This is a genomic window from Streptococcus handemini (assembly GCF_040984445.1).
Lineage (GTDB): Bacteria > Bacillota > Bacilli > Lactobacillales > Streptococcaceae > Streptococcus > Streptococcus handemini.
This window is the reverse complement of the sequence record NZ_JBFRYH010000002.1, coordinates 21,791-43,588: the sequence shown is the minus strand read 5'-3', so window position 1 is coordinate 43,588 and position 21,798 is coordinate 21,791. Positions and strand designations below refer to the sequence as shown.

The 21,798-nt window shown below is 42.9% G+C and carries 20 protein-coding genes; 14 read left to right on the top strand and 6 right to left on the bottom strand.

From position 1 onward, the window contains the following. Positions 1-142: 142 nt before the first annotated feature. Complete coding sequence (locus ABPH35_RS00660) at positions 143-841, top strand: AzlC family ABC transporter permease (RefSeq protein ID WP_349988379.1); 699 nt, start codon at positions 143-145, stop codon at positions 839-841. Beyond that, positions 831-1,160: an AzlD domain-containing protein gene (locus tag ABPH35_RS00655; protein WP_349988377.1), complete on the top strand. Its 330-nt coding sequence runs from the start codon at positions 831-833 to the stop codon at positions 1,158-1,160. Before ABPH35_RS00660 ends, ABPH35_RS00655 begins: the two co-directional genes overlap by 11 nt. A 355-nt stretch (positions 1,161-1,515) precedes the next feature. Here the strand turns inward: ABPH35_RS00655 and ABPH35_RS00650 are convergent, their stop codons facing one another. The 3 genes from ABPH35_RS00650 to ABPH35_RS00640 form a co-directional block, all read right to left on the bottom strand. Continuing rightward, complete coding sequence (locus ABPH35_RS00650; protein ID WP_349988375.1) at positions 1,516-3,138, bottom strand: hypothetical protein; 1,623 nt, start codon at positions 3,136-3,138, stop codon at positions 1,516-1,518. Between the two features lie 10 nt (positions 3,139-3,148). Beyond that, complete coding sequence (locus ABPH35_RS00645; RefSeq protein WP_349988374.1) at positions 3,149-3,850, bottom strand: ABC transporter ATP-binding protein; 702 nt, start codon at positions 3,848-3,850, stop codon at positions 3,149-3,151. A gap of 78 nt (positions 3,851-3,928) precedes the next feature. Continuing rightward, on the bottom strand, positions 3,929-5,110 hold the full coding sequence (locus ABPH35_RS00640; RefSeq protein ID WP_349988372.1) for a BaiN/RdsA family NAD(P)/FAD-dependent oxidoreductase: 1,182 nt from the start codon (positions 5,108-5,110) through the stop codon (positions 3,929-3,931). A 324-nt stretch (positions 5,111-5,434) separates the two neighbouring features. Here ABPH35_RS00640 and ABPH35_RS00635 point away from each other — a divergent pair, with 324 nt between their 5' ends. From ABPH35_RS00635 to ABPH35_RS00610, 6 genes are all read left to right on the top strand, one after another. Next, entirely contained in the window at positions 5,435-5,926 is a 492-nt protein-coding gene (locus tag ABPH35_RS00635) for a DUF536 domain-containing protein (protein WP_349988370.1), read from the top strand. 150 nt (positions 5,927-6,076) lie between these two features. Beyond that, complete coding sequence (locus tag ABPH35_RS00630) at positions 6,077-8,119, top strand: PTS sugar transporter subunit IIA (RefSeq protein WP_368849463.1); 2,043 nt, start codon at positions 6,077-6,079, stop codon at positions 8,117-8,119. Between the two features lies 1 nt (position 8,120). Beyond that, a complete protein-coding gene (locus tag ABPH35_RS00625) occupies positions 8,121-8,405 on the top strand; it encodes a PTS sugar transporter subunit IIB (protein WP_067087875.1) in 285 nt (94 codons plus the stop codon). 41 nt (positions 8,406-8,446) lie between these two features. Beyond that, entirely contained in the window at positions 8,447-9,799 is a 1,353-nt protein-coding gene (locus ABPH35_RS00620; RefSeq protein WP_368849462.1) for a PTS ascorbate transporter subunit IIC, read from the top strand. A gap of 3 nt (positions 9,800-9,802) precedes the next feature. After that, a complete protein-coding gene (locus ABPH35_RS00615; protein ID WP_368849461.1) occupies positions 9,803-10,651 on the top strand; it encodes a 1-deoxy-D-xylulose-5-phosphate synthase N-terminal domain-containing protein in 849 nt (282 codons plus the stop codon). After that, on the top strand, positions 10,648-11,571 hold the full coding sequence (locus tag ABPH35_RS00610) for a transketolase C-terminal domain-containing protein (RefSeq protein ID WP_368849460.1): 924 nt from the start codon (positions 10,648-10,650) through the stop codon (positions 11,569-11,571). Before ABPH35_RS00615 ends, ABPH35_RS00610 begins: the two co-directional genes overlap by 4 nt. A gap of 107 nt (positions 11,572-11,678) precedes the next feature. Here ABPH35_RS00610 and ABPH35_RS00605 read toward each other — a convergent pair whose 3' ends face one another. Together ABPH35_RS00605 and ABPH35_RS00600 are read right to left on the bottom strand one after the other, a co-directional pair. Next, positions 11,679-12,464, bottom strand: coding sequence for a Sua5/YciO/YrdC/YwlC family protein (locus tag ABPH35_RS00605; RefSeq protein WP_368849459.1), 786 nt, complete (start codon positions 12,462-12,464; stop codon positions 11,679-11,681). A gap of 144 nt (positions 12,465-12,608) precedes the next feature. Then, positions 12,609-12,908 carry a YbaB/EbfC family nucleoid-associated protein gene (locus ABPH35_RS00600; protein WP_368849458.1) on the bottom strand — a complete coding sequence of 100 codons (300 nt, stop codon included), beginning with the start codon at positions 12,906-12,908 and terminating at the stop codon, positions 12,609-12,611. Positions 12,909-13,224: 316 nt separating this feature from the next. Between ABPH35_RS00600 and ABPH35_RS00595 the strand changes: the two genes are divergently transcribed. The 6 genes from ABPH35_RS00595 (at position 13,225) to ABPH35_RS00570 (ending at position 19,352) form a co-directional block, all read left to right on the top strand. Beyond that, the gene (locus ABPH35_RS00595) at positions 13,225-16,020 is read left to right on the top strand and encodes an SEC10/PgrA surface exclusion domain-containing protein (protein ID WP_368849457.1); all 2,796 of its coding nucleotides are present in this window, start codon (positions 13,225-13,227) and stop codon (positions 16,018-16,020) included. A gap of 88 nt (positions 16,021-16,108) precedes the next feature. Then, positions 16,109-16,300, top strand: coding sequence for a hypothetical protein (locus ABPH35_RS00590; protein ID WP_368849456.1), 192 nt, complete (start codon positions 16,109-16,111; stop codon positions 16,298-16,300). Positions 16,301-16,302: 2 nt separating this feature from the next. Next, positions 16,303-16,905 carry a hypothetical protein gene (locus ABPH35_RS00585; protein WP_349988721.1) on the top strand — a complete coding sequence of 201 codons (603 nt, stop codon included), beginning with the start codon at positions 16,303-16,305 and terminating at the stop codon, positions 16,903-16,905. A 23-nt stretch (positions 16,906-16,928) separates the two neighbouring features. Next, on the top strand, positions 16,929-17,579 hold the full coding sequence (locus ABPH35_RS00580) for a hypothetical protein (protein ID WP_368849455.1): 651 nt from the start codon (positions 16,929-16,931) through the stop codon (positions 17,577-17,579). A 39-nt stretch (positions 17,580-17,618) separates the two neighbouring features. Beyond that, complete coding sequence (locus ABPH35_RS00575) at positions 17,619-17,981, top strand: hypothetical protein (RefSeq protein ID WP_368849454.1); 363 nt, start codon at positions 17,619-17,621, stop codon at positions 17,979-17,981. A 204-nt stretch (positions 17,982-18,185) separates the two neighbouring features. Then, complete coding sequence (locus ABPH35_RS00570; RefSeq protein WP_368849453.1) at positions 18,186-19,352, top strand: SIS domain-containing protein; 1,167 nt, start codon at positions 18,186-18,188, stop codon at positions 19,350-19,352. Positions 19,353-19,477: 125 nt separating this feature from the next. Here the strand turns inward: ABPH35_RS00570 and ABPH35_RS00565 are convergent, their stop codons facing one another. After that, positions 19,478-21,748, bottom strand: coding sequence for a Xaa-Pro dipeptidyl-peptidase (locus ABPH35_RS00565; protein ID WP_368849452.1), 2,271 nt, complete (start codon positions 21,746-21,748; stop codon positions 19,478-19,480). Positions 21,749-21,798: the final 50 nt, after the last annotated feature.

Here is a 21,798-nt window from a genome sequence, read left to right as displayed (position 1 = left end):
ACTGGAGAGCCGAGTGGCTCTTTTTTAAATGTTTCAACTGGCAGAGAAGATTTTTTCTGAAAATAACTTGAAAAGGTTGACGATGGTTAGTTTCTAGCTTATACTAGAAAAACAATGATCGGAGTTTGGAAAGGAGAATGGTGTGGAACAATCATTGGTGAGAGAAGGGGCAATCGATGCGATTCCAACGGTCTTGGGCTATGCGAGTATCGGGCTAGCTTGTGGGATTGTTTCGGTCAATTCAGGCATTTCTCCCTTGGAAATGAGCTTGATGAGTTTGTTGGTCTATGCAGGAAGTGCGCAATTTGTCATGTGTGCCATGGTTTTAGCAGGAGCGCCGCTCGTTTCGATTGCGGTAACGGTCTTTTTTGTCAATCTGCGTCATTTTCTATTAAGCTTGCATACAGCGACCATGTTTCAAAACAATTCTTTGGGGTCTAATCTTTTTATCGGCTCATTCTTGACAGATGAATCATACGGTGTCTTGCTACGCAAGCATTTGGAGGATGCAGCTGTATCGCCTGACTGGATGTATGGCAATAATCTAGCCAGCTATACTGCCTGGGTGTTGTTTACTGTTTTAGGAAATCTCATCGGTAGTTTCATTCCAAATCCGGAAGGGTTCGGACTTGATTTTGCTTTGGTAGCAATGTTTGTAGGAATTTTTGCAGGACAACTGGAAGCCATGGCCAGACAACTTCCTTTGAAGAAGATTGGCTTAATTTTGTTGAGTGTATTTGTGGCCTATGTGGGGCTAGTAATGGTGGTGTCAAGCTACATTGCGGTTCTTGTCGCAACCTTGATTGGCTGTTTTGTGGGGGTGATGGTAGATGGTAAGTAAGGAGATTTTATGGATTATTCTAGCTGCAATGGTCGTAACCTGGATACCGAGAATTCTGCCCTTTGTCTTGACCAAAGGAAAATCCCTGCCACCTCTTGCCCTTAAATTCTTACGTTTTCTGCCGATTTCAATCATCTTTGCGCTGACTTTATCCAGTGTGGTGGATGAGCAGGTGGGGAGCTTGCCAAGGTTTTTGCCGATTGAAACTCTCGCCTTACTTCCAACATTCTTTGTCGTTTTAAAGACCAAGAACATCTCACTTGCTGTGGTAGTGGGAGTAGCAATTACGGCGGGTTTACGCTTTCTTTCAGGAATTTAAATCATACTCTATAAAAATCAAAAATAGCATTTTTCGATACTTTATTAAATAGTGCGGACGCAAGCAACCTCCTTCGGAGTTTCATTGCTAAATTTTGAACCTAAGGTCTCAAAATTTCCGTTATTCGCAACAGCGTAACTGTTGCGAATAATACCACTACTGCAAAAGTATCCTATATTTCAACACCTTCGGCTTACTGGATTTCCAAGCTGACGTAAACACTATCCTAACTTTGTCAAGGCAACCAATTTATATTTTTAAGGTTCTAAATGGTGGATTAAGTTGGTTATTTTTGAGTTTCAATGAGTATCAGATACTAAAAAGTTCGAGGGAAACATCTCGAACTTTTGTGTTTTTATTTCAAGCGGAAGGTCTTGGGTGCTTTTTTGAGGAGGATTAGATAGCCGATTCCGACATAGAGGCTGATGCCGATGGAAAGACCTAGGATATACAGTGGACTTTCGATTTTTAGTTGGATGTTGAGATAGGCCAGCCAGTATAAGGCTCCGCTGAGAATACGATAGAGAGGGTTAACAATGTCCATATCCTTGGTGAAAGGCTGGAGAATGTAGTAGATAAAGAGGTCGTGGAAGGAAAAGAGAAAGGTGATGCTGAGCATGAGGTAGGCGGTCAGAAGAGTTAGTTGCCACGAATAGTGGAAATGCCCCATGAGCATAATGATGAGAAAGAGAGCTGAGGCAAAGATACTATTGAATTTGAGTGTTTGGATAAAGCGATAGTTAAAGCCAGCTAAAATCGTCTTAGGTTCTCGATAAAATGGGTAATGGAGCATAGAGATGTCACAATTGACAAAGACCATTTGGGTGATTGTCTTACCGAGAGAGCCTGCATACATGATCATGAGTGTAAATGGCAAGAGTGCTAACAATCCTTCCTCGGGTAGCTTGAAAGGTTCGTGTAAAAAGAAGGCAATCGTCGCAAATAGAGTAGGAACGAGAAGCAAAAATGCTAGTCGTTTTTTCAATCCTTTTGCAAGAATACTGTGATAGCGCTGGAAGAGAAGGGCGTTTAGATAGACCATACCTGTCAGATGAGACAGGTCTTTTTGCTTGTCCAAGCTCAATTTTTCCTGCATTTTGAGCCCCTGGCGGGTGTATTCGTTGCCTTGGGTCATCTGGAAGATTTTCTTATCGAGTGCAAGAGATTCTTCCATGCGGTAGTTGAGGAATTCCGTTATCTTGTCAAAGGAAAGGACAGAGCGTAGGCTGATGATGAGTAGAGGGATTTGGACAATCAGTAGCAGGAGTAAAAAGTAGCTGTTTAGCGCATCCCGTGTGAAAAAAGCAAGGATTGCACAGGTAAGCCCTGGTGCGATAAGTGCCCAATTCTGCCAAGACCAATTTTTTACCACAATCTTGCGATTAAAGAGCCAGAAATTACAAGCGTATCCAGCTAATTGGGCAGTCGGAAGAGTGAAGATACCAACTGGGAGAATCAGCCACTGATGTGCTAGACCGCTCAAGACCATCAAGGCAGGAAGATAGGCTAGGCTATGGATAAGGGGGTCTACCAATAATTGACTTTGCAAAAAGAGTCTTTGGGAGAGTTTGAAGTTCACCATAAACTCCCGATTTGACTGAAAAATGACAGATTCAAAACCTTTCAAGAAGCGAACCATTAGCCCTGTGATGCAAAGCCAAATCGTAAAGCCAAGCAAGAAGCTCAGAGGCTGTAGTGGCAGGGATAATGGATCTGCACCTGTTGCAAGATTGATCGCGCTATGAGCGATACCCACATAGAGCGTCAGCCAGATGAACTTGGCAAGAAAGCGCATGGGAATACTTAGAATGGTGAAAATGTAAAAGAGAATTTTTTTGAATGAATAGGAGCGATAGACTGTTTCAGGAATAGCTGAGCCTATCAAGGGGATTTTTCGAAGGTAGTAGAGCAAGCCATTGACCTGCTTGCTGATGTTAAAGGTTTCCTGATACCAGATGTAACGTAGGATGTCTTTCATGTTCCACCTCCTATTTATCGGCCAGTAAGTTGACCACCTCTTGCTCAAAATCCGCATCGTGTAGCCGATCGGTTGGTACAGCCTGTAATGTATGGTGATGCAAGAGAACAATCTCGTCACAGAGGTCTTGAGCCAGTTGGAGGATGTGGGTCGAAAAGATGATGACGGAATCTTTTTTAGCCTCGCGAATGAGTTGTTTGAACTCATGGGCAGCAACAGGGTCAAAAGAGGTCAGAGGCTCATCGAGCAAGAGAACTGCTGGTTGTACAATCAGCGAAAGGAGGAGCTGGACCTTGTTTTGCATACCGTGGGAGAAATCCTTGAGTAAGCGGTGTTGGTCTTCCTCATCAATGCCAACGAGTGTCAGCCAGTCTTCAGGACGGCGTTGGTGGCGGAGCTTTTCCTTGTGGATGTCCATGTAAAAACGGACAAATTCAAAGGCCGTCATAAAGGCAGGCAGCTGTGGATAGGTCTGGGTAAAGCCGATATCGGTAGTGTCATAATCGCGTAGCTGACTATCTTCTTCAAACTGAATCTTGCCTTGTTCAAGGACAAGATTTCTAGCAATACAGTTAAAAAGAGTGGTTTTTCCTGCGCCGTTTCTGCCCAGCAGTCCATAAATTTTTCCCTGTTCAAAGGTGAAAGAGGTATCTTGCAGGATGATCTTTTGGTCAAATTGTTTGGAGATAGAGTTGAGAACGAGTTTTGTCATGGGAGATCTCCTTTTTGTATCTTTTTCTATGTTTATGATACATTAAAATACAAAAAAATTCAAGGTCTTCCTTGAATTTTATGAAAGCGGTATCGGCTGTGTCCCCGCAACCCAACCAGTGCAGAGACAGTAGGTGATGTTGAAGCCTCCTGTATGGGCGTTGATGTCGAGCACCTCGCCCGCAAAGTGAAGACCTGAGACTTTCTTGCTCTCGAGAGTCTTGGGATTGATTTCCTTGAGGTCGACTCCACCCTTGGTCACAAAGGACTTGGCTAGTGACATCTTGCCTGTAATAGGAATCGGTAGTGCCTTGATTGTAGCTATCAGTTGGTCCGTTTCTTTTTTAGACAGTTGTTTGACTTTGGATGGATAAGAGTTAGCGAAAAATTCTGCCAAGCGTTCGGGCATGAAGGTTTTCAAGACGTTTTTGAGGGCTTTTTCTCGCTCTTCTTCGAGTAAGTTTAGCAAATCTTCTTGGGAAATCTGGGGCAGAACATCTAAATAGGCTGTTTCTCCACCCTTGACGAAGCTTGATAGCCGTAGGGCGGCAGGCCCAGAAAGTCCAAAATGTGTAAATAGGAGGTCGTGGGTAATCACGTGTTTATTATAGCGGAGAGTGACATCGTCTAACGAAATGCCTTGAAGCGCCTTGTGGGGAAAATCAGTTAGGAGTGGACTTTCAGCTGCTTCAATGTCGGTTACAGCGAGTTTGAAATGGCGAGCGATGTCATGACCAAACCCAGTAGAACCTGTTGAGGGATAGGCTTTGCCTCCTGTTGTGACAATGACCTTGCTAGCAGTGAAAAGATTATCCGTGGTCTTAATCTGAAAGGTTTGCTCTATTTTCTTAACGGAGAGAACTTCTATTCCTGTTCGAATGTCAACACCCAAATCCAACATTTTCATCTCAAGAGCCTTAATAATCGTTTGAGAGCGATCGGTCGTTGGAAAGACACGTCCGTGATCTTCGACCTTTAGCTTGACACCGTTGTCCTCAAAAAAACGAATGATGTCATGATTATCAAATTGGGAAAAGACGCTGTAGAGGAAACGACCATTACCTGGGATGCCTTCTAGTAAGTCTTCAAGTGTGCCATTGTTGGTTACATTGCAACGGCCACCACCTGTTCCAGCTAGTTTTTTTCCTAGTCGGCGATTCTTTTCAAGGAGCAGCGTTTTCTGCCCATAAAAGCTAGCGGCAATGGCGGCCATCATGCCAGCAGGTCCTGCGCCAATAATAATCGTATCAAAGTGTGTCATAGCCATTCCTTTTATCTTGTTCATTCTGTTTTATTCTACCCTTTTATTGTATCACAAAAGCAGGTCAGAGGGTATTAGAACTTGTATTCACAGCCCAGCAACTCTATTTAGGGATTATTTTTCGTTACTCATCATTGCTTTTTTTCGAAATATAGTCAGTATTCCTTCAAAAAAATGCCTTGATTATCGTAAAATAAGCTCCTGATTAGAATGACTTCGCTTATGAATACAGGTTCTAGAATAGTAGGAAAATTTGACAGGACCAAGTGGTTGTGGTAAGATTTTAATGATACAAACAAGAAAAATCAAGCAATTGAGGATATTATGGGAATTGAAAAAACAGTCAGCGAATTGGCGGAAATCTTGGGTGTTAGCCGGCAGGCGATGAATAACCGAGTGAAGTCTCTTCCAGAAGAATTCGTTGAAAAAAATGAGAAGGGTGTAACAGTTGTCAATCGTGCTGGACTGGTTAAGTTAGAAGAGATATATAAGAGAACGATTTTTGAAGATGAGCCGATTAGTGAAGAAGTCAAGCAACGTGAGCTGATGGAAATCTTAGTCGATGAGAAAAATGATGAAATCAACCGCTTGTATAAGCAGCTCGAGGTCAAAGACAAGCAGATTGCGGAAAAAGATGAGCAATTGCGGGTCAAGGATATTCAGATTTCTGAAAAGGACAAGCAGCTGGATCAGCAGCAACAACTGACCTTAAAGGCCATGGCAGACAAGGATGTCTTGAAGCTGGAATTGGAAGAAGCAAAGGCGCATGCGCAAGAAAAAACAAAAGGTTTCTTTGCACGATTATTGGGACGATAGGAAGTTTGAGACGAGAAGTTGTTTCAGACTTTTTCTTTTTGTCTAGAACAAACAGCCCAATCATTCTTGCAAGAAGGGGGTTGCAAATTGGGCTCAAAGAAGCTAGATTTTTAAAATGAAAAGGGTTACAATAAAAATAAGGAGGACGACATGATTGATAACCGTACCATTGCTATCTTAATGGAATTGTTTGCCAATCAAGAGATGAGCCTGTATGAGTTGAGTATTCAGACAGGAATTGAAAAAGACCAGTTGTTGACAAGCCTTGAGCAGGTCAATCACGTGTTAGCAGCTCATGCTTTTGAAATGATTCAAGAGCAAGAAGGGGTTTATCAGGTACCTGATTCCTTGCTAGAGGAAAGTTATCATATTTTTGAATTATTTCGCAATCGGCAAATTTATTTGTCGCAGGAGGAGCGAATCGTCCTGATTTATCTTTACACTTTTATTCGGAAGGATTTTATTTCCAATGTGCATTATCAAGAACTCTTGAGTGTCAGTAGGAATACCACACTTTCGGATATTAAAAATGTAAAGGAACTGTGCTTGCGATTTGGTGTTTCATTTGACTATACTAGAGCGCGTGGCTATCACTTAAATGGTCGTGAGGAAGACAAGCATCGTCTAGCTCTGTATGCCATTAGTGATTGCTTGCAGACCTCCATTGGCTTATGGGCCTTAGATTATATTCTAAGAGCTTGGCAGGAAGACAATGCGATTGATGTACTGAAAAAGACTAGCCAGCAGGCTTGTCAATTCTATCAGGTATCAGCTTTAGAAGATCGTTTGGATGAATACTTGTACTTCTTACAGTTTCTTGCTATTCGCCAGGCTAGAGTTCAGTTGGAAATCGATTGGCCGACTGCAACAACTCTCGGATTTATTCAAGAATTTGTAGAACAACTCTGGGGAATCCTTCAAACTAAAAAGAAGGCAAATCATACCTTATCAGAGAAATGGTTAGCCTATTTAGCCCATTTGTTACAGGGGTGCCTTGAGGGAGATTTAGAGCAAAAAGAAGGTTTGTTTCATCAATTGACCGTTGCGATTGTGGAGGAAATGGAGCGGCTGTCTCTGATTGAATTTGATAATCGCTTGGAGATGATTGAGGGCTTACAGCGCCACTTGATTCCTGCTTACTATCGCTTGACCTCACAGTTGGTCAATGTCAACTCCTATACGGATGTGATTAAAGAAGAGCATAAGGACTTGTTCCAATTGGTGCAAAAAGCCTTAGCGCCTTTAGAAGCTCATCTCGGATTTGCGATTCCAGACAGTGAAGTATCCTACTTTGTGATTCACTTTGGTGGCTACATTGAGGCTAAAAAGGAACGTTCGTTTCGCTACCGTGCCTTGGTAGTCTGCCCTAATGGAGTTAGCTCATCTTTGATTGTCAAAGAAAATCTCCGCCAGCTTTTCCCCAATATTTCTTTTGCGGATACGCATTCGCTCAAGGAATTTGAAGAAAGTCACAGCGAAGAGTACGATATGATTTTTGCGACGATTAAACTGGAAACCAAGTTGCCTTTCTTTTTAGTTCCTCAGTTGATGACAAATAGCCAGAAGAAAGATTTATTCCAGCTGGTGAGTGAACAATTTCCCAATGCCGGTTATTTCCCGATTGAAATTGAACAATTACTAGCAGTGATTGGCAAGTACGCGACCATTCATCGTGAACAGTCCTTGAAATACGAGTTGGTTCAATTTATGAATCAGCAATCTTATGAACGAAGGAGACGAAGTCCTATGTTAGGCGAACTTATTACGAAAGAGACCTTCCAACGCTCGAGCGAAAGCCTGAATTGGAAAGAAGCGATTGCTTTAGCCACTCAGCCTTTAGTAGCAAACGGTTCGGTGGAAGAACAATATATTGATGCCATGATTGGCAAGGTGACAGAGTTTGGTCCCTTTATTGACTTAGGAAAAGGCGTAGCCATTCCTCATGCACGTCCAGAAGACGGGGTTAATCAAATCGGGATGTCCATGCTTGTTTTGGAAAATCCGGTCTATCTACTTGATGATCCAGCGCATGAAATTCGTCTGTTTATCTGCATTGCTGCCATTGATAACCAGACTCACTTAAAGGCACTTTCAGGTTTAACAACCATTTTACGAAAGGAAGAAAATATTCAACAACTCATCAATGCCAAGAGCTTTGATGATATCGCAGACTTAATAAAGGAGGTTAACTAATATGTTACGAATCGGTACTGCATGTGGTTCAGGATTGGGATCAAGTTTCATGGTGCAAATGAATATTGAGTCCATCTTGAGAGATTTAGGCGTTTCAGATGTAAACGTTGAGCATTATGACTTAGGTGGTGCAAATCCAAGCGAAGCGGATGTTTGGATTGTGGCTCGTGACTTGGCAGATTCTGCAACGCACTTGGGCGATGTCCGTGTCTTAAATAGTATTATTGACATGGATGAATTGAAAGAGCTCGTTACAGCAATTTGTCAGGAAAAAGGCTTAATTTAATAAAAAAAGAAGTGGTGGATTCGCCACTTCAATAGGAGGATATGACTATGTTTTTAGATTTTTTAATTGATATCGCAAAAACGCCTGCAATTTTGGTTGCACTGATTGCGATTTTAGGTTTGGTTCTGCAAAAGAAGCCGCTTTCAGATATTATGAAAGGTGGTATTAAGACGTTCGTTGGTTTCTTGGTCGTTTCAGGTGGTGCAGGAATTGTGCAAAATTCATTGCAACCATTTGGACAGATGTTTGAACAAGCCTTTCATTTGACAGGGGTTGTTCCAAATAATGAGGCGATTGTAGCGGTTGCCTTGACAGAATATGGTACAGCAACATCGCTTATCATGTTACTCGGTATGATTTTCAATATCGCAATTGCTCGCTTTACTCGCTTTAAATACATCTTCTTGACAGGTCACCATACACTTTATATGGCATGTATGATCGCGGTGATTCTTTCTGTAGCAGGATTCACCTCTGCTGGCTTGATTGTCATGGGTGGATTGGCTCTTGCCTTAATCATGACCTTGTCTCCAGCCTTTGTACAAAAATACATGGTTCAATTGACTGGAAATGATAAAGTGGCACTTGGTCACTTTGGTTCACTTGGTTACTGGCTCAGTGGATTTATCGGTGGTCTTGTTGGGGACAAATCAACTTCAACAGAAGATATGAAATTCCCTAAAGGGTTGGCTTTCTTACGTGATAGCACCGTAAGTATCGCTATTTCAATGTCTATTATTTACATGATTGTAGCCTTCTTTGCAGGTGGCGATTACATTAAAGAAAACCTTAGCAATGGAACAAACAGCATGGTCTATGCCCTTACTCTTGGTGGTACATTTGCGGCAGGTGTCTTTGTTATCTTAGCAGGTGTCCGCTTGATCTTGGCAGAAATCGTTCCAGCCTTCAAAGGAATCTCAGAAAAATTGGTACCAAATTCTAAACCAGCCTTGGACTGCCCAATCGTGTATCCATACGCTCCAAATGCTGTATTGATTGGTTTTATCTCTAGTTTTGTTGGTGGTATTGTCAGCATGTTCATCTTGATTGCGACAGGTGGCGTGGTCATCTTGCCAGGTGTTGTACCTCACTTCTTCTGTGGTGCGACTGCAGGGGTTGTCGGCAATGCCTCAGGTGGTGTCCGTGGTGCGGTGATTGGTTCATTTGTTCATGGAATGCTCATTAGCTTCCTTCCAGTCTTCTTGCTTCCAGTTATGGGAAGTCTCGGATTTGCCGGTTCAACATTCTCTGATGCGGACTTTGGTCTATCAGGAATCTTCCTTGGTCTCCTAGCAGATCATGGTGGTGTCATGACTGTTTCAATCGGTATTTTTGCAATCTTGGCATTGATGGTTGGTTTATCAGTTGTCAAGAAAGATCAGAAAGAAGGATAAGATATGACAAATAGGCTAGAAGAATTGATACGCTTTGCAAAAGAAATCCGCTACCATACTCTGACAACCTTGAATCAACTCGGATTTGGTCACTATGGTGGAAGTTTGTCAATTGTTGAAGTTTTAGCCGCTCTATATGGTGAGGTTCTGGATGTAACAGTCCAGAATTTCGCTTCTAAGGAGCGCGATCACTTTGTCCTTTCAAAAGGGCATGCAGGGCCAGCCTTGTATAGCACCTTGCACTTGAAAGGCTTCTTTGACCGTGATTTTCTCTGGTCACTTAATCGCAATGGAACACGCTTACCATCTCACCCTGACCGGAATTTGACACCGGGAGTAGATATGACAACTGGTTCACTTGGTCAAGGAATGAGTGTTGCGACAGGAATTGCCTACGGTAAGAAAATTATAGATTCTCCATATTACACCTATACCTTGGTCGGAGATGGAGAATTGAATGAAGGTCAGTGTTGGGAAGCAGTTCAGTTTGCAGCACACCAAGAGTTGTCTCACTTGATTCTTTTTGTAGATGATAATAAGAAACAATTAGACGGACGGACCGCAGACATCTGCCAAACCTTTGATTTTGTAGAAAAATTTGCCTCCTTTGGATGGGAAGCCGTTCGCGTTGATGGCTCAAGCATTGAATCCATTCTTTCAGCCATTCAAGCGATGAAAGAAAGTGACTCGCTTCGTCCAAAATGTATTGTACTTGATACAGTGAAAGGGCAGGGGATTGATTTCCTTGAGACTATGGAAAGCAATCACCACTTGCGCTTGTCTGGTCAATTGGTAGATGATTTAGAAGCTGCTGCACAGGCGCTAGCAAGTGAATTGGAGGTCACAGAATGAGACAAACAACAGAAATGCGTTTGGTATACAGCGACTTCCTCGCTGAAGTCGGTAAGGTGAATCAAGAAATTGCAGCCTTAGAAGCCGATTTATCCAGCTCAATGTCAACAAGCAAGTTACCAGCTATTCTTGGTGGACGCTATGTTAACGTCGGAATTATGGAGCAAGAAATGGTTGGGGTAGCAGCTGGGATGTCTATTTTAGGCTACAAACCTTATTTACATACTTTTGGACCATTTGCTAGTCGCCGTGTCTTTGACCAAGTATTCTTATCACTAGGTTATGCTCAATTAAATGCGACAGTCATTGGTTCAGATGCGGGTGTATCAGCTGAAATGAATGGTGGAACCCACATGCCGTTTGAAGATCTTGGTTTGATGCGTTTGATTCCAAAAGCACGGATTTATGAAGTCAGCGATGATGTACAGTTCAGAGCTGTCTTGGATGAAACCTTGGAAACAGATGGCATGAAGTATATTCGAACCATTCGTAAAGCTCCAACAGCTATTTATCAAGGTGGTGAAGACTTTAGCAAGGGCTATTGTGTCTTGCGTGAAGGATCAGCTGCGACCATTGTCGCAAGCGGAATCATGGTGGAGCAAGCCTTGAAAGCAGCAGATAGTTTGGCAGAAGCGGGTATCTCAGTTCAAGTCATTGACCTCTTTCGAATCAAGCCAATTCATGAAGAGGTCTTGAATCTCCTTGCAGGCAAGCCAGTGATTACTGCAGAAAACCACAATCGTGTGGGTGGTCTTGGCAGTGCCATTTGTGAACTGGCGAGTACCAGTCCAAACACACCAGTCTATCGTGTCGGTGTGGACGAATCCTTTGGTCAAGTTGGTCAACAAGCCTATCTCATGGATGTCTATGGTCTGACTGCAGAACACATCGTAGCTCAGGTCAAGGCAGCATTAGCTTAGAAAAACAAGAAACCAACCTCACATATGGGGTTGGTCAGACTGAGGACAAACTAGTTGAGAGACTGGTTTGTCTTTTTGTTTTCTGTTTTGTGCTTTTACGAAAAAACTTAGTAATACTCCCCTTGGCGGTAGTCCCATGAGTTGAAGTGGTCAGACAGGTGCATCATGATTTTATCAATATCAAGACCTTTACGAATGACGACTGGGCATGGAGAGATAGAGCGGCTGTCCTTACCTTGCTCTGGGATGAGTTTACCGTCAGCGTCTACCATAGAGACCATGACACCTTGTTCATAACGGGTTTCAATGGTCTTGTCAGGCTGGATAGAGGCCACATAATCGTCTGCTTCGATAACAAGGTCAACTTTTGATGCGATACGCTCGCCGATTCCTTCGACCTTCCCACGGTTACCTTTACCAGAAGGATTAGCAGAAGAAGCGTAGACCATACGACCTTCTTTCTCCCACATTTCTTTCGCAATTTGCTCGCCAGCAACACCAAATTTGATGACAAAGCAGGAAGTCCCGCGAATATCCGTCATTAACTCCTCACGACCGTCACCGTAGGCTTTGAGTTTTGCGTAGGCCTCTTCCCGCCAAGGAAGGATACAACCGAGCAAAATATCCTCGTCCCAATGTTTTTGGTAGAAGGCATCAATCTCAGGCGTCATCTGCGCTAATTCACGAAGTTCTTCCATGCTACCACATAAGACGACTCCGGGCTTATTGCGTTTGCGTTCCTTGGCATCAAATTTCCGTTCTAAGCCAGCCTTATCAGCTGTCATGATGATATAGCCAACCTTGGTAGGGCAGACAATCACACCCCCCTCTCCTTTGATAATGTCAAGTCCTTTTTGTGATAGTTGTCCATCCCAATGGATTTGTTTCGTCATACAATCAATCTCCTTGTCTAAATTTTCAGATAATTCAATTATATCAGAATTTTTATGAAAATCAAGGAGTTTTTTCAAACGGATGCTAGAAGTACTGAATGGATGGCAAAGAAAAAATGCAACCGCAGCTGCATCTTTATGATGTTAGAATGGTAATTTTCCAGCGAAAGCGCCCAGTTTTTTCTGGGTGGTTTCATCGATTTTGGTAAGGGCTTGATTGACCGCTTGGATCGTCATCTCTTGCAAGGTTTCTACGTCGTCTGCGTCTACCACCTCAGGCTTAAACTCAATGGCGACCAGCTTCTTATCGCCTGTAAAGGTCACAGAGACCAATTCTTGAGCAGATGTCCCTGTAAATTTTGTTGCGGCAAGTTCAGTCTGGCTTTTTTCCATTTGTTTTTGTAATTTTTGTGCCTGCTTCATCATTTGTTGCATGTTCATCATAGTGTATTGTTCTCCTTTATTTATAGCTATTTCTATTGGTTTTCTCTGCTACTGGTTTTTATTTTCTGCATGGTCATTCCTTGACAGATCTGTTTCGAAAAACAGTTAAATGAAGCAGTTGACTACCTCTTATTATACCATCTCAGGTAGAGAATTCAACTTTCTAAATCATGTTTTTGCACCTCACTCGGGAGATTTTTCAGTAAAAAAGTTAAAAAATACGAGCTAAAAACTTGACAAATCGCTTGTTATACTACATATAACAAGGCTTGACTTTACAGCCAAGCCTTCCTAAAAAGCAGAAAAGGAGAAAATAATGAGATACAAGGATAAAGTGGTAAAATTGCTAACCTCTGCCAGTATCGCCACTCTTGCCGCAACGGCTACTAGCGCAACCGTACTCGCTGAAGATGTAACGAAACCAGCTGACGCAAACCAACCAGTTGAGACGCAAGCTAAACCATCAGCTGACAAACTAAAAGCTGACCGTGAAACGAAAGCGTCTGAAGTTGAAAAAGCAACAGCTAGCGTAACTGCTGCTGAAACTGAGGTAGCTACTACTGAAACAGCTGAAAAAGATGCTACTGCTGCTCTTGCGACTGCAACTGATGAGTTGAAAGCTGCTGAAACAGCTAAGGAAAACGCGACTCCTGAAAATATTGCAAAAACAGAAGAAGCTCTTGCTAAAAATGCGAAAGAACAGGATAAACTCGCAGAAGAAGTCGCTGAAATCGACGCTGACTACAAAGCAACTATCACAGCTAAGGAAACAGCTACCGCTGACTTAGAAAAAGCAACAGCTGAAAAAGACGCCGCTGATAAAGTCGTCGCTGAAAAGGAAACAGCTGTAGCTGACGCAGAAAAAGCCGTAAACGGCGCAGAAAAAGCTGAGCTTGAAGCGCGTGTCACTACGCTCGAAGCAGAAAAAACTGATGCGGATAAGGCGCTTGCTGACGCAGAAAAAGCTCATGCTGACGCAAAAGCTGCTAACGAAAACCAAGCTAAAGCTATTCAAGACGCAACTGCTAAGCGTGACGCTGCAAAAGACGCGTCTGATAAAGCCGCTACTACCGTAACGGAAAAAGCTGCCGCTGTAGAAACAGCTGAATCCGCAGCAAAAGAAGCAAAAGCAGCTGTTGAAGCTGCTGAAAAAGCAATCTCTGCGACATCAACTCTACCACCAAAAGGATATCTCTCTCTCGCTAGATTCAACCCTGAAGAGACTGACATCGTCAAGTACCGCTACGATTTTGACGATGCTACAAATCAACACATCATTCGTGAAGCTACTCCGGAAGAAATTGCTCAAGGCAAAGCTAGTATTGACAAGTTCAGAAGTAAATACAACTACACTAAGGAGTCTATCAATTTCGTCGACCTTTATACAATCTACAGAAAAAACAAAGACGACAAAGACCTAGCAACTTTGGTTCAAGCTGCTGGTGTCGTGATGGCTGCGAAAATTGACACGGTCATCCCAGAAGAATACAAAAACATCAAATGGGACCTTGCTAACTTGACTGACGAACAAATCATCTACTTGTCAGAAATCCTTGCTGACTCAGTATCAACCATTCGTGAAGCCTTCCTCAAGATGGGCGAAACCCAATTCGAGGGTCATACTAAAGTAGGTGTTGGAAAAACCGCTCTACGTATCGTAAAAGCACAAGTTGAGCATTACAAAGAACTTGGTAAAAACAAAGACCGTGACCGCATTCTGCGCCATGACTTTGACAAATCCATTGAACATCTATGGTTCTATGAGAATTTAGGTTACGACCCAGGTAAAGTCGACACCACGCAAAACTTATACGAAATTATGATTCGTTCCACAAGAGGTATTCGGTCTACACTATTTGCTGATAGACATTCTAACTGGGGTCACCTAGAGACTTACCTCAACGGGAATAGCGTTGCGGCAGCAGCGTTCGTCGTGGATTCTCCAGAGTTCGTCACCGATGACCGACCAGACGGCATCTATTCTAATGTGTACATGGACATTTCAACCATCGACGACCCTAAAAACTTCGTAACAAGCGGTTCAGGTGACGAGACTCTCAAAGCTAACCTTCGTGCAGCTCAAGAAAAAGCAGCTGAAGCTGACAAGGCACTTACCGCAGCTAAAGCTGAACTAGCTACTGCTACTAAAACTGCTGACGCAGCAAAAGCCGCTCTAGACGAAGCAGAATCAGCTCTTACAGCAAGTAAAGAAACCGGTGGTCGCCTTGAAATGGCAGCTAACAACCTTGAACTTGCTAAGAAAGCTGCTGACAAAGCAAACGCCAGCCTTGAAGCTGCAAAAGCGACTCTTGCTACTTACAACGCAAGTGAGCCAGAAAAACAAGCTAACCTTGAAGCAGCGAAAACGGCACTTAAAGACGCTCAAGCTGATGCTGATAAAGCAGCTGAAAACCTTAAAGCAGCTCACGACCAAGTTGAAGTGCATCGCACCCACCTAATTACAATCGCAGCTCAAGTAAAAGGTTCAGCTGAAACCAAAGACCGCTTGACCAAAGAACAAGACGCTCTTACAAAACAACTCGACAGCTACAAGAACCCAGACGTTGCTATTAAAGCTGCTGAAAAAACAAAAGCTGAAGCCGAAGTTGCATTCAAAGCCGCTCAAGAAAAAGCTGACACAGCTCGTAAGAACCTTACAGTAGCAACTGCTACTCTAGAAAAAGCTAAAGGTGAACTTAGCGCAATCGACGCTGAACTTGCTAAACTTCTTGCGACTAAAACAAGCGCTCCTACAAAAGCTGGTACTAACGTAACCCTACCAGGTGGTGAACAAATCACTATCCAAGGTAGCAAGACAAACGTTGTTACTCCAGTTGTAAAAGCTCCAGTCGCAGCAAAACCTGTTCAAACAGCTCCAGTTGTTAATAACGTTACAAAAGGTGAAGCTAAAGCAACTACAGCTACCGTGACTAAACAGGCTGGTATAACTGTAACAACAACAGCAGCAGGTCAAACGGTCAGCTACTCACGCGTAGAACGTGCAAAAGCCCTACCAAATACAGGCTCACAAGAAAGCCTTATGATGCTTGCACTTGGCAGCATGATGACCAGCCTTGGACTTGCAGGAGCAAGAAGAAGACGTAGGGGGTGAGGAATGAAGATAATAAAAACTCTTTTAAGAGGTTTTGGGATCTTCTTATTGATAATTGTATCGCTTTCGATTTCACTGATGAGATATATTGAAAAAGAAATATTTAAAAGACCATGGAGGTGAACAGCAAAACGGACTTTTTGATAAATTGGTAGCGGAGATAAAACAAAGAAAAACTCACTTGAATTGTCAAGTAGAGCGCTATTGGATGATTTATACATTATTCAGCGATATTTCTGAAAAACAAATTAAGTCGATAAAAAGAAGACAGAAAGGGTAGAGATGAGAAAGATTCTATTTCGTTTTCCAGCATACTATTATCTAAATCCGATTAGCCTAATTTGTGCTGCAGGTATACTTTATATGCGATATTATGAGTGGATAAGTACATTTAAAAAGGTTGCCGAGTACGAATATTATAATGTTACTTATTCAAACCCCTATATAAACTTAGTGATAGGGACGTGCTTTTTAATTGTTTTAGTAGTATTGAATGTTTTATTATACCCATATGTGTTTGATGCTATTATAAAGTTTGTGGTAAGATATATCGGTCCATCACGATTAATGAAATTTTTTATAAGGCGGACAGTTTCTGTTTACCAGTATGAGATAGACCGTGGTGATATTTACACACATCATACGGTCGAATACGATCGTAATGGTTATCCAGTTGCGTTAATTCCACAATATAGTTTAGCAAAAAGTCGGGCCTTTGAAGAGGCACAGGTAACTGCAGCGACAAGCATATTTGCGCTTATACTTATTTATACAGGTGTCCTGTGCTTGTTTTTAAGTGGTTGGATGTTCTCGGCTGTGATTGGTTGGTTATTTGCTTGGAAATTTAATAGTGGTAAAAAGGTAAATACAGGAATAAAGTCTTGACTAAGCTAAAGGAGGAGCGAAAAATGAAAAAAAGTATCATCTGGTTGAGTGTGACATGCTTATTCTTAGTAGCTTGTGGAAAGTCTAAGGCTACAGCACCGTCCTCGACTGCTATGTCACATAAAAAAGTGGCACAGAGCAGCTCGACGAGCTCTTCTAAAAAGGTTGAACCAGCAAAAAAGGAAGTTGCAACTCCTAAAGTGAATAACAATGAGATGTATAGAGCAGCTATCGATGCATTTGCGCAAAAGCACGGCCAATCGTTACCGTCAGGCTACTTCAGTTATGCCTACTATGATATTGATAAAAATGGACAAGATGAGTTGCTCATCGGAAATAAAAATAGTAATGATTATTTTCTCTACGGCATTTACTACAACCAGCAAGGAACGGTTGAGCCAGTAGTCGAAGGGATAGTAGAAATAGGTCCCATCAATACCTCCATCAGAGTATTTCCGGACGGACGTATCAGCAGCACAGGCTGGGGGAGAGGTATGGGGGACGGAGATATGATAGTTTATCAATTACGTAAGGACAACTCTGGCGTGGATAAGGGAGCGCCTGTGTCCTTCAAACAATTGGAGTTCCCATGGGCGGAACTGGGATTGAATCCAGATGAAGCTCTGACATTTCTAGATTTGGAGTGGACGACCTACGATGTTAATGGTCAATAGGCGAGTGTTGGAGAAACGTCTGGAGCAGTCGGTGAGTTGATGGCTTTTCCAAGGGAATTAGCAGGTACCTATCACTATGTATCTGGCCTGCACCGTCAAACGGATAGTCCCCCAGGAAGTCCTGCTCAAGTGACCTTTTCAGAAGATGGTTCATGGGTCTCTAGTTTTTCAAGCGGTCAGATTGACCAAGTGAGAAAGGTAAACGAGAACTCCTACGTTTATACGGAGGGAGAGGGCTTTTCAGGCTCGGTCGGCCTTGGTGGAAACCCTGGTCCCGGTCGAACTATGGTCACAGGGCTTCAAGTAGAAGGAAACCAACTTAAGTACGTGTTGTGGGTTGTAACAATCGGGGCGGAAGATTATTCAAATCCAACGGTCTATACTGTCTACGAAAAAGAATAAACTCTATCAAAAGCGGATAAGGTGGATGCTCTGTTAGTAGCATATCGATCCTATTCGCTTTTCTTTTTAGGTGTTCAGGGGTGTATTGACAACTAGTGCTTGTTTTTTGAACCTTGGATATGATAATCTATTTTAAGTTGACGAAAGCGCTTTTATAGAGTATAATAAAAGAAAACTGGTTATAACCACCAAGGAGGAAAAGCAATGTTTCAGCTACCAAAAGAAGAACTAGAAAGATTGGGGGCCATCATTACAGTGACTGAGGTTTATCAGCAGCCGAGCCTGTGGAAAGAGGCTTATCAGCTCTATCATGACAAATTAGAGGTCATTACAGCCTTTTTAAACGACATTAAGGCCAAACACGACTTTGTTCAAGTTATTTTTACAGGAGCGGGGACCTCTGATTTTGTTGGTCAAACGATTACCAATCATTTAAATCAGGTTAATGATACCAAGCGGATTCGATTCATTACTGTGGGGTCTGTTGAGATTGTAGCTCGCCCACATGATTATTTACAGGCAGATATTCCGACGATTCTCGTGTCCTTTGCACGAAGTGGAAATTCTCCAGAAAGTTTGGCTACGGTAGAGATTGCAAAACGATTGGTGGATACCTTGTATCAAGTGACCATAACGTGCGCTCCTGAAGGAAAATTGGCGCAAGCTGCTGAAGGAGATGCTGCCAATCTTCTCTTGCTTCAACCAGCACTGTCAAATGACAAGGGCTTTGCGATGACGGGAAGCTACACGTGCATGGCCTTATCAGCCTTACTTGTGTTCTCACCAGAAGCAGTAGAAGTGAAAGCAGGCTGGGTAGAGACCATTGTGGCTCTTGGTCAAGATGTATTAGACCGAGAAGATGCTGTGCAAGACTTGGTGGATCTCGATTTTGAACGAGTCATTTATCTAGGAGCAGGTGGATTCTATGGCCTAGCTCACGAAGCTCAACTGAAGATTTTAGAATTGACAGCTGGAAAAATTGCGACCATGTACGAATCGCCACTCGGCTTCCGTCATGGGCCAAAATCATTGATTAACGAGAAGACCATTGTCATTCTCTTTGCATCAAATGAAGCTTATACAAGGCAGTATGATGTCGATTTGGTCAACGAAGTCTTCGGTGATCAGATTGCAGCACGTATGGTAGTACTCTCTGCTGATAAGCTCGCAGGTACAGAAGCGCCAAACTTTGTGCTTGCAGCAGGTGGTTCAGAGTTGCCAGATGTCTTTTTGACCTTCCCTTACATTCTCTTTGCCCAAACCTTCGCCGTTCTGACAGCCTTGAAATGTGACAATCTCCCAGATACCCCATCTCCGACTGGAACAGTTAACCGTGTGGTACAAGGGGTTACGATTTACCCCTTGTCCTAGGAGTCAACGAAGCCGTAGCGCTTCAGAGTGATATACTACAAAAAGTAGGAAACAACATTTGTTTACCTACTTTTTGTTTATTCTATTTGTGCGGTTATTGCCGACAGTGTATGAAAGGATGGGGTTTATTCATGCGGTAGAGTCAAGTTTGACTGGTCTAAGTCAATGTCTATTTGCCAGTCACCGTTGTCTCGAATGGTGCACTCGAAGTCGGTGGTGTATAGGACCAGTCGTAGTGTGCTATCTTTGCTGAATTTGTAAATGGTTGGTTGTAATTCCCACACAATATCCATCCATTCGTTAGCAGGTACTGTTTCGATTGTCAGGAGATTTGTGCGGTTTTGTAAGTTTAGGTAGCCCTTGCTGACGACGCGGTAGGGACTTTCTACAAATGGCAGTTCCATCAGGTTTTCGGTAGCGTAGAAGCGACCGTTATCAAGGCTGGCACGGGCTTTCATGCTAGGGATAGGAGCCAGTCGCTTGTCAGCCCCAAAATCCACTAGTTGAGCAGACAGCAGTCCTTTTTCCACACTTGATTTGACGCGGAGATGAAGGCGCACCCGACCATTTAGCTGTAGCTCTTCTGATATAGGGATGTCAATGGTGATTTGTTGGGCCTTATCTTCAAAGAGATCTTGTAGGAAGCTCGGATAAGCCTTGCCGTATTTGGTCAATTGCTCCTCAGGATATTGGTTGGAAATGGTGCGAATTCCCTTTCCAAGAGGGAACAATTTCTCTTTTTGTCCACCAAATTGGTTTAATTCTATCCAGCTTTGTTCTATGCTATTGTCTTGCCAGATGATAGTAGGAAGTTGGTAGTGATTCTCTTGGCCGAGCAATTTTTTTGTGAGCAGGGCATTCATGGACTCTCTAAAATCAATCGACTGCCAATTGTTCATGTAGACATGCGCCCCATTATGGAAAAAGAGGTGTTTGCTTACATGGTCTGGCAGAGCGTGGAACATATTCCACACATGAATAGGTTTCACATTCCAGTCTTGTGAGCCGTGGGTAAAGACGACCTCACATTGAACTTTGTCTGCATGGAGGAGGTAATTGCGGTCGTGCCAATATTGGTTGTAGTCGCCAGCTGTGCGATCAAGTGCCTGTCGTTCAGCATCAAATGTAGCTTGGTAAGAGGATTTGGTGCGCAGAAAATCACCTGCCTGTAGGCTACGAGAATAGGTGAGGGCTGTCAAACTATCCAAGTCTTCACCAGGATAGCCCCCAGGGCTTGTCACCAGTCCATTTTCACGATAATAGTTATACCAGGAAGAAATCCCAGCCTCAGCAATGACAACCTCAAGACCGTCTACACCTGTTGTCGCAAGGGCATTTGACATGGTACCTAAATAGGATAAACCCGTCGTTGCAACCTTTCCATTTGCCCAATCAGCCTTCACGACTTGTGAACGAGTATGGTCTGTGTAGGCCCTTGCTCGACCATTTAACCAATCAATAACAGCCTTAAAGCTATAGACTTGTTGGTAATCACCAGAGGTCATCATGCCTGTTGAGCCGAGAGTTCCAACACCTGATACATGGATACTAGCAAAGCCACGAGCTAAGAAATAGTCATTGAGTGAGTAAGAGCTGATATGGCCGACCTTCTCAGTTGCAGTACTAGTAGGAAGTAGGCGCTCATCGGCTGGAAGAGTTTTGACATCGGTTGGCGTAACTGTAATCGTGTGAGGCTCTTTGGTAGCTAATTGGCCTTCCATTTTATGAAGAGCTTTGTCACTGGCTTGGTCATTGACGCCTTGATGATAGGGACTATTAGTGATAACAGCAGGAACTTTTCCTGCAAAAGTAGGACGTAAAATGGAGACCTTAACAATGTCTGCTTGCCCAGATTTCGCCGTGTCAACTGGCGTTTCGACATAGACCACTTCACGGATAACCTTGCTTGTTGCAAATGTTGCTAAGGATTTTCCATTGAAGAAATGGTAGGTTTGATCTTCTGGAATCAGACCGTCGCTCACTAATTGATCAATGAGGGTATTACCAGACTTGGTGCGCATTGCGAGCAATTGGTAGAGGTTTTCAATTAGATTGCCATAGGTGATTGGAAATTGAGTGCTAGCTACAAAGTCCATCACATCTGTATAATCGACTCCAGGGACAAAACCTAATAACTGGAAAGCTACTTGATAAAAAACCTGATCAGACAATTCGCTATCTGATTGGAAGAAGGACAAGAGGTCCGTTTCCCAGTCTGCGATGAGATTAGACAGAGTGATGTCGGTATTTGCTGCCAAAAAGAAAACCTTTCGGACAAAATGTTCCAAGTTTTCCTTGTTGTTCGCTTCAGGTCGGAGAGCAAATCTTAGGCTTTCCAACTCTGCTAGCATGTCTTTTTGGGGTGTTTGGATATAAGAAAATTGATTAAAACGCATACATTCTCCTAAATGTTTCAAAATAGTCTTTACATTACCTATTATAGCTG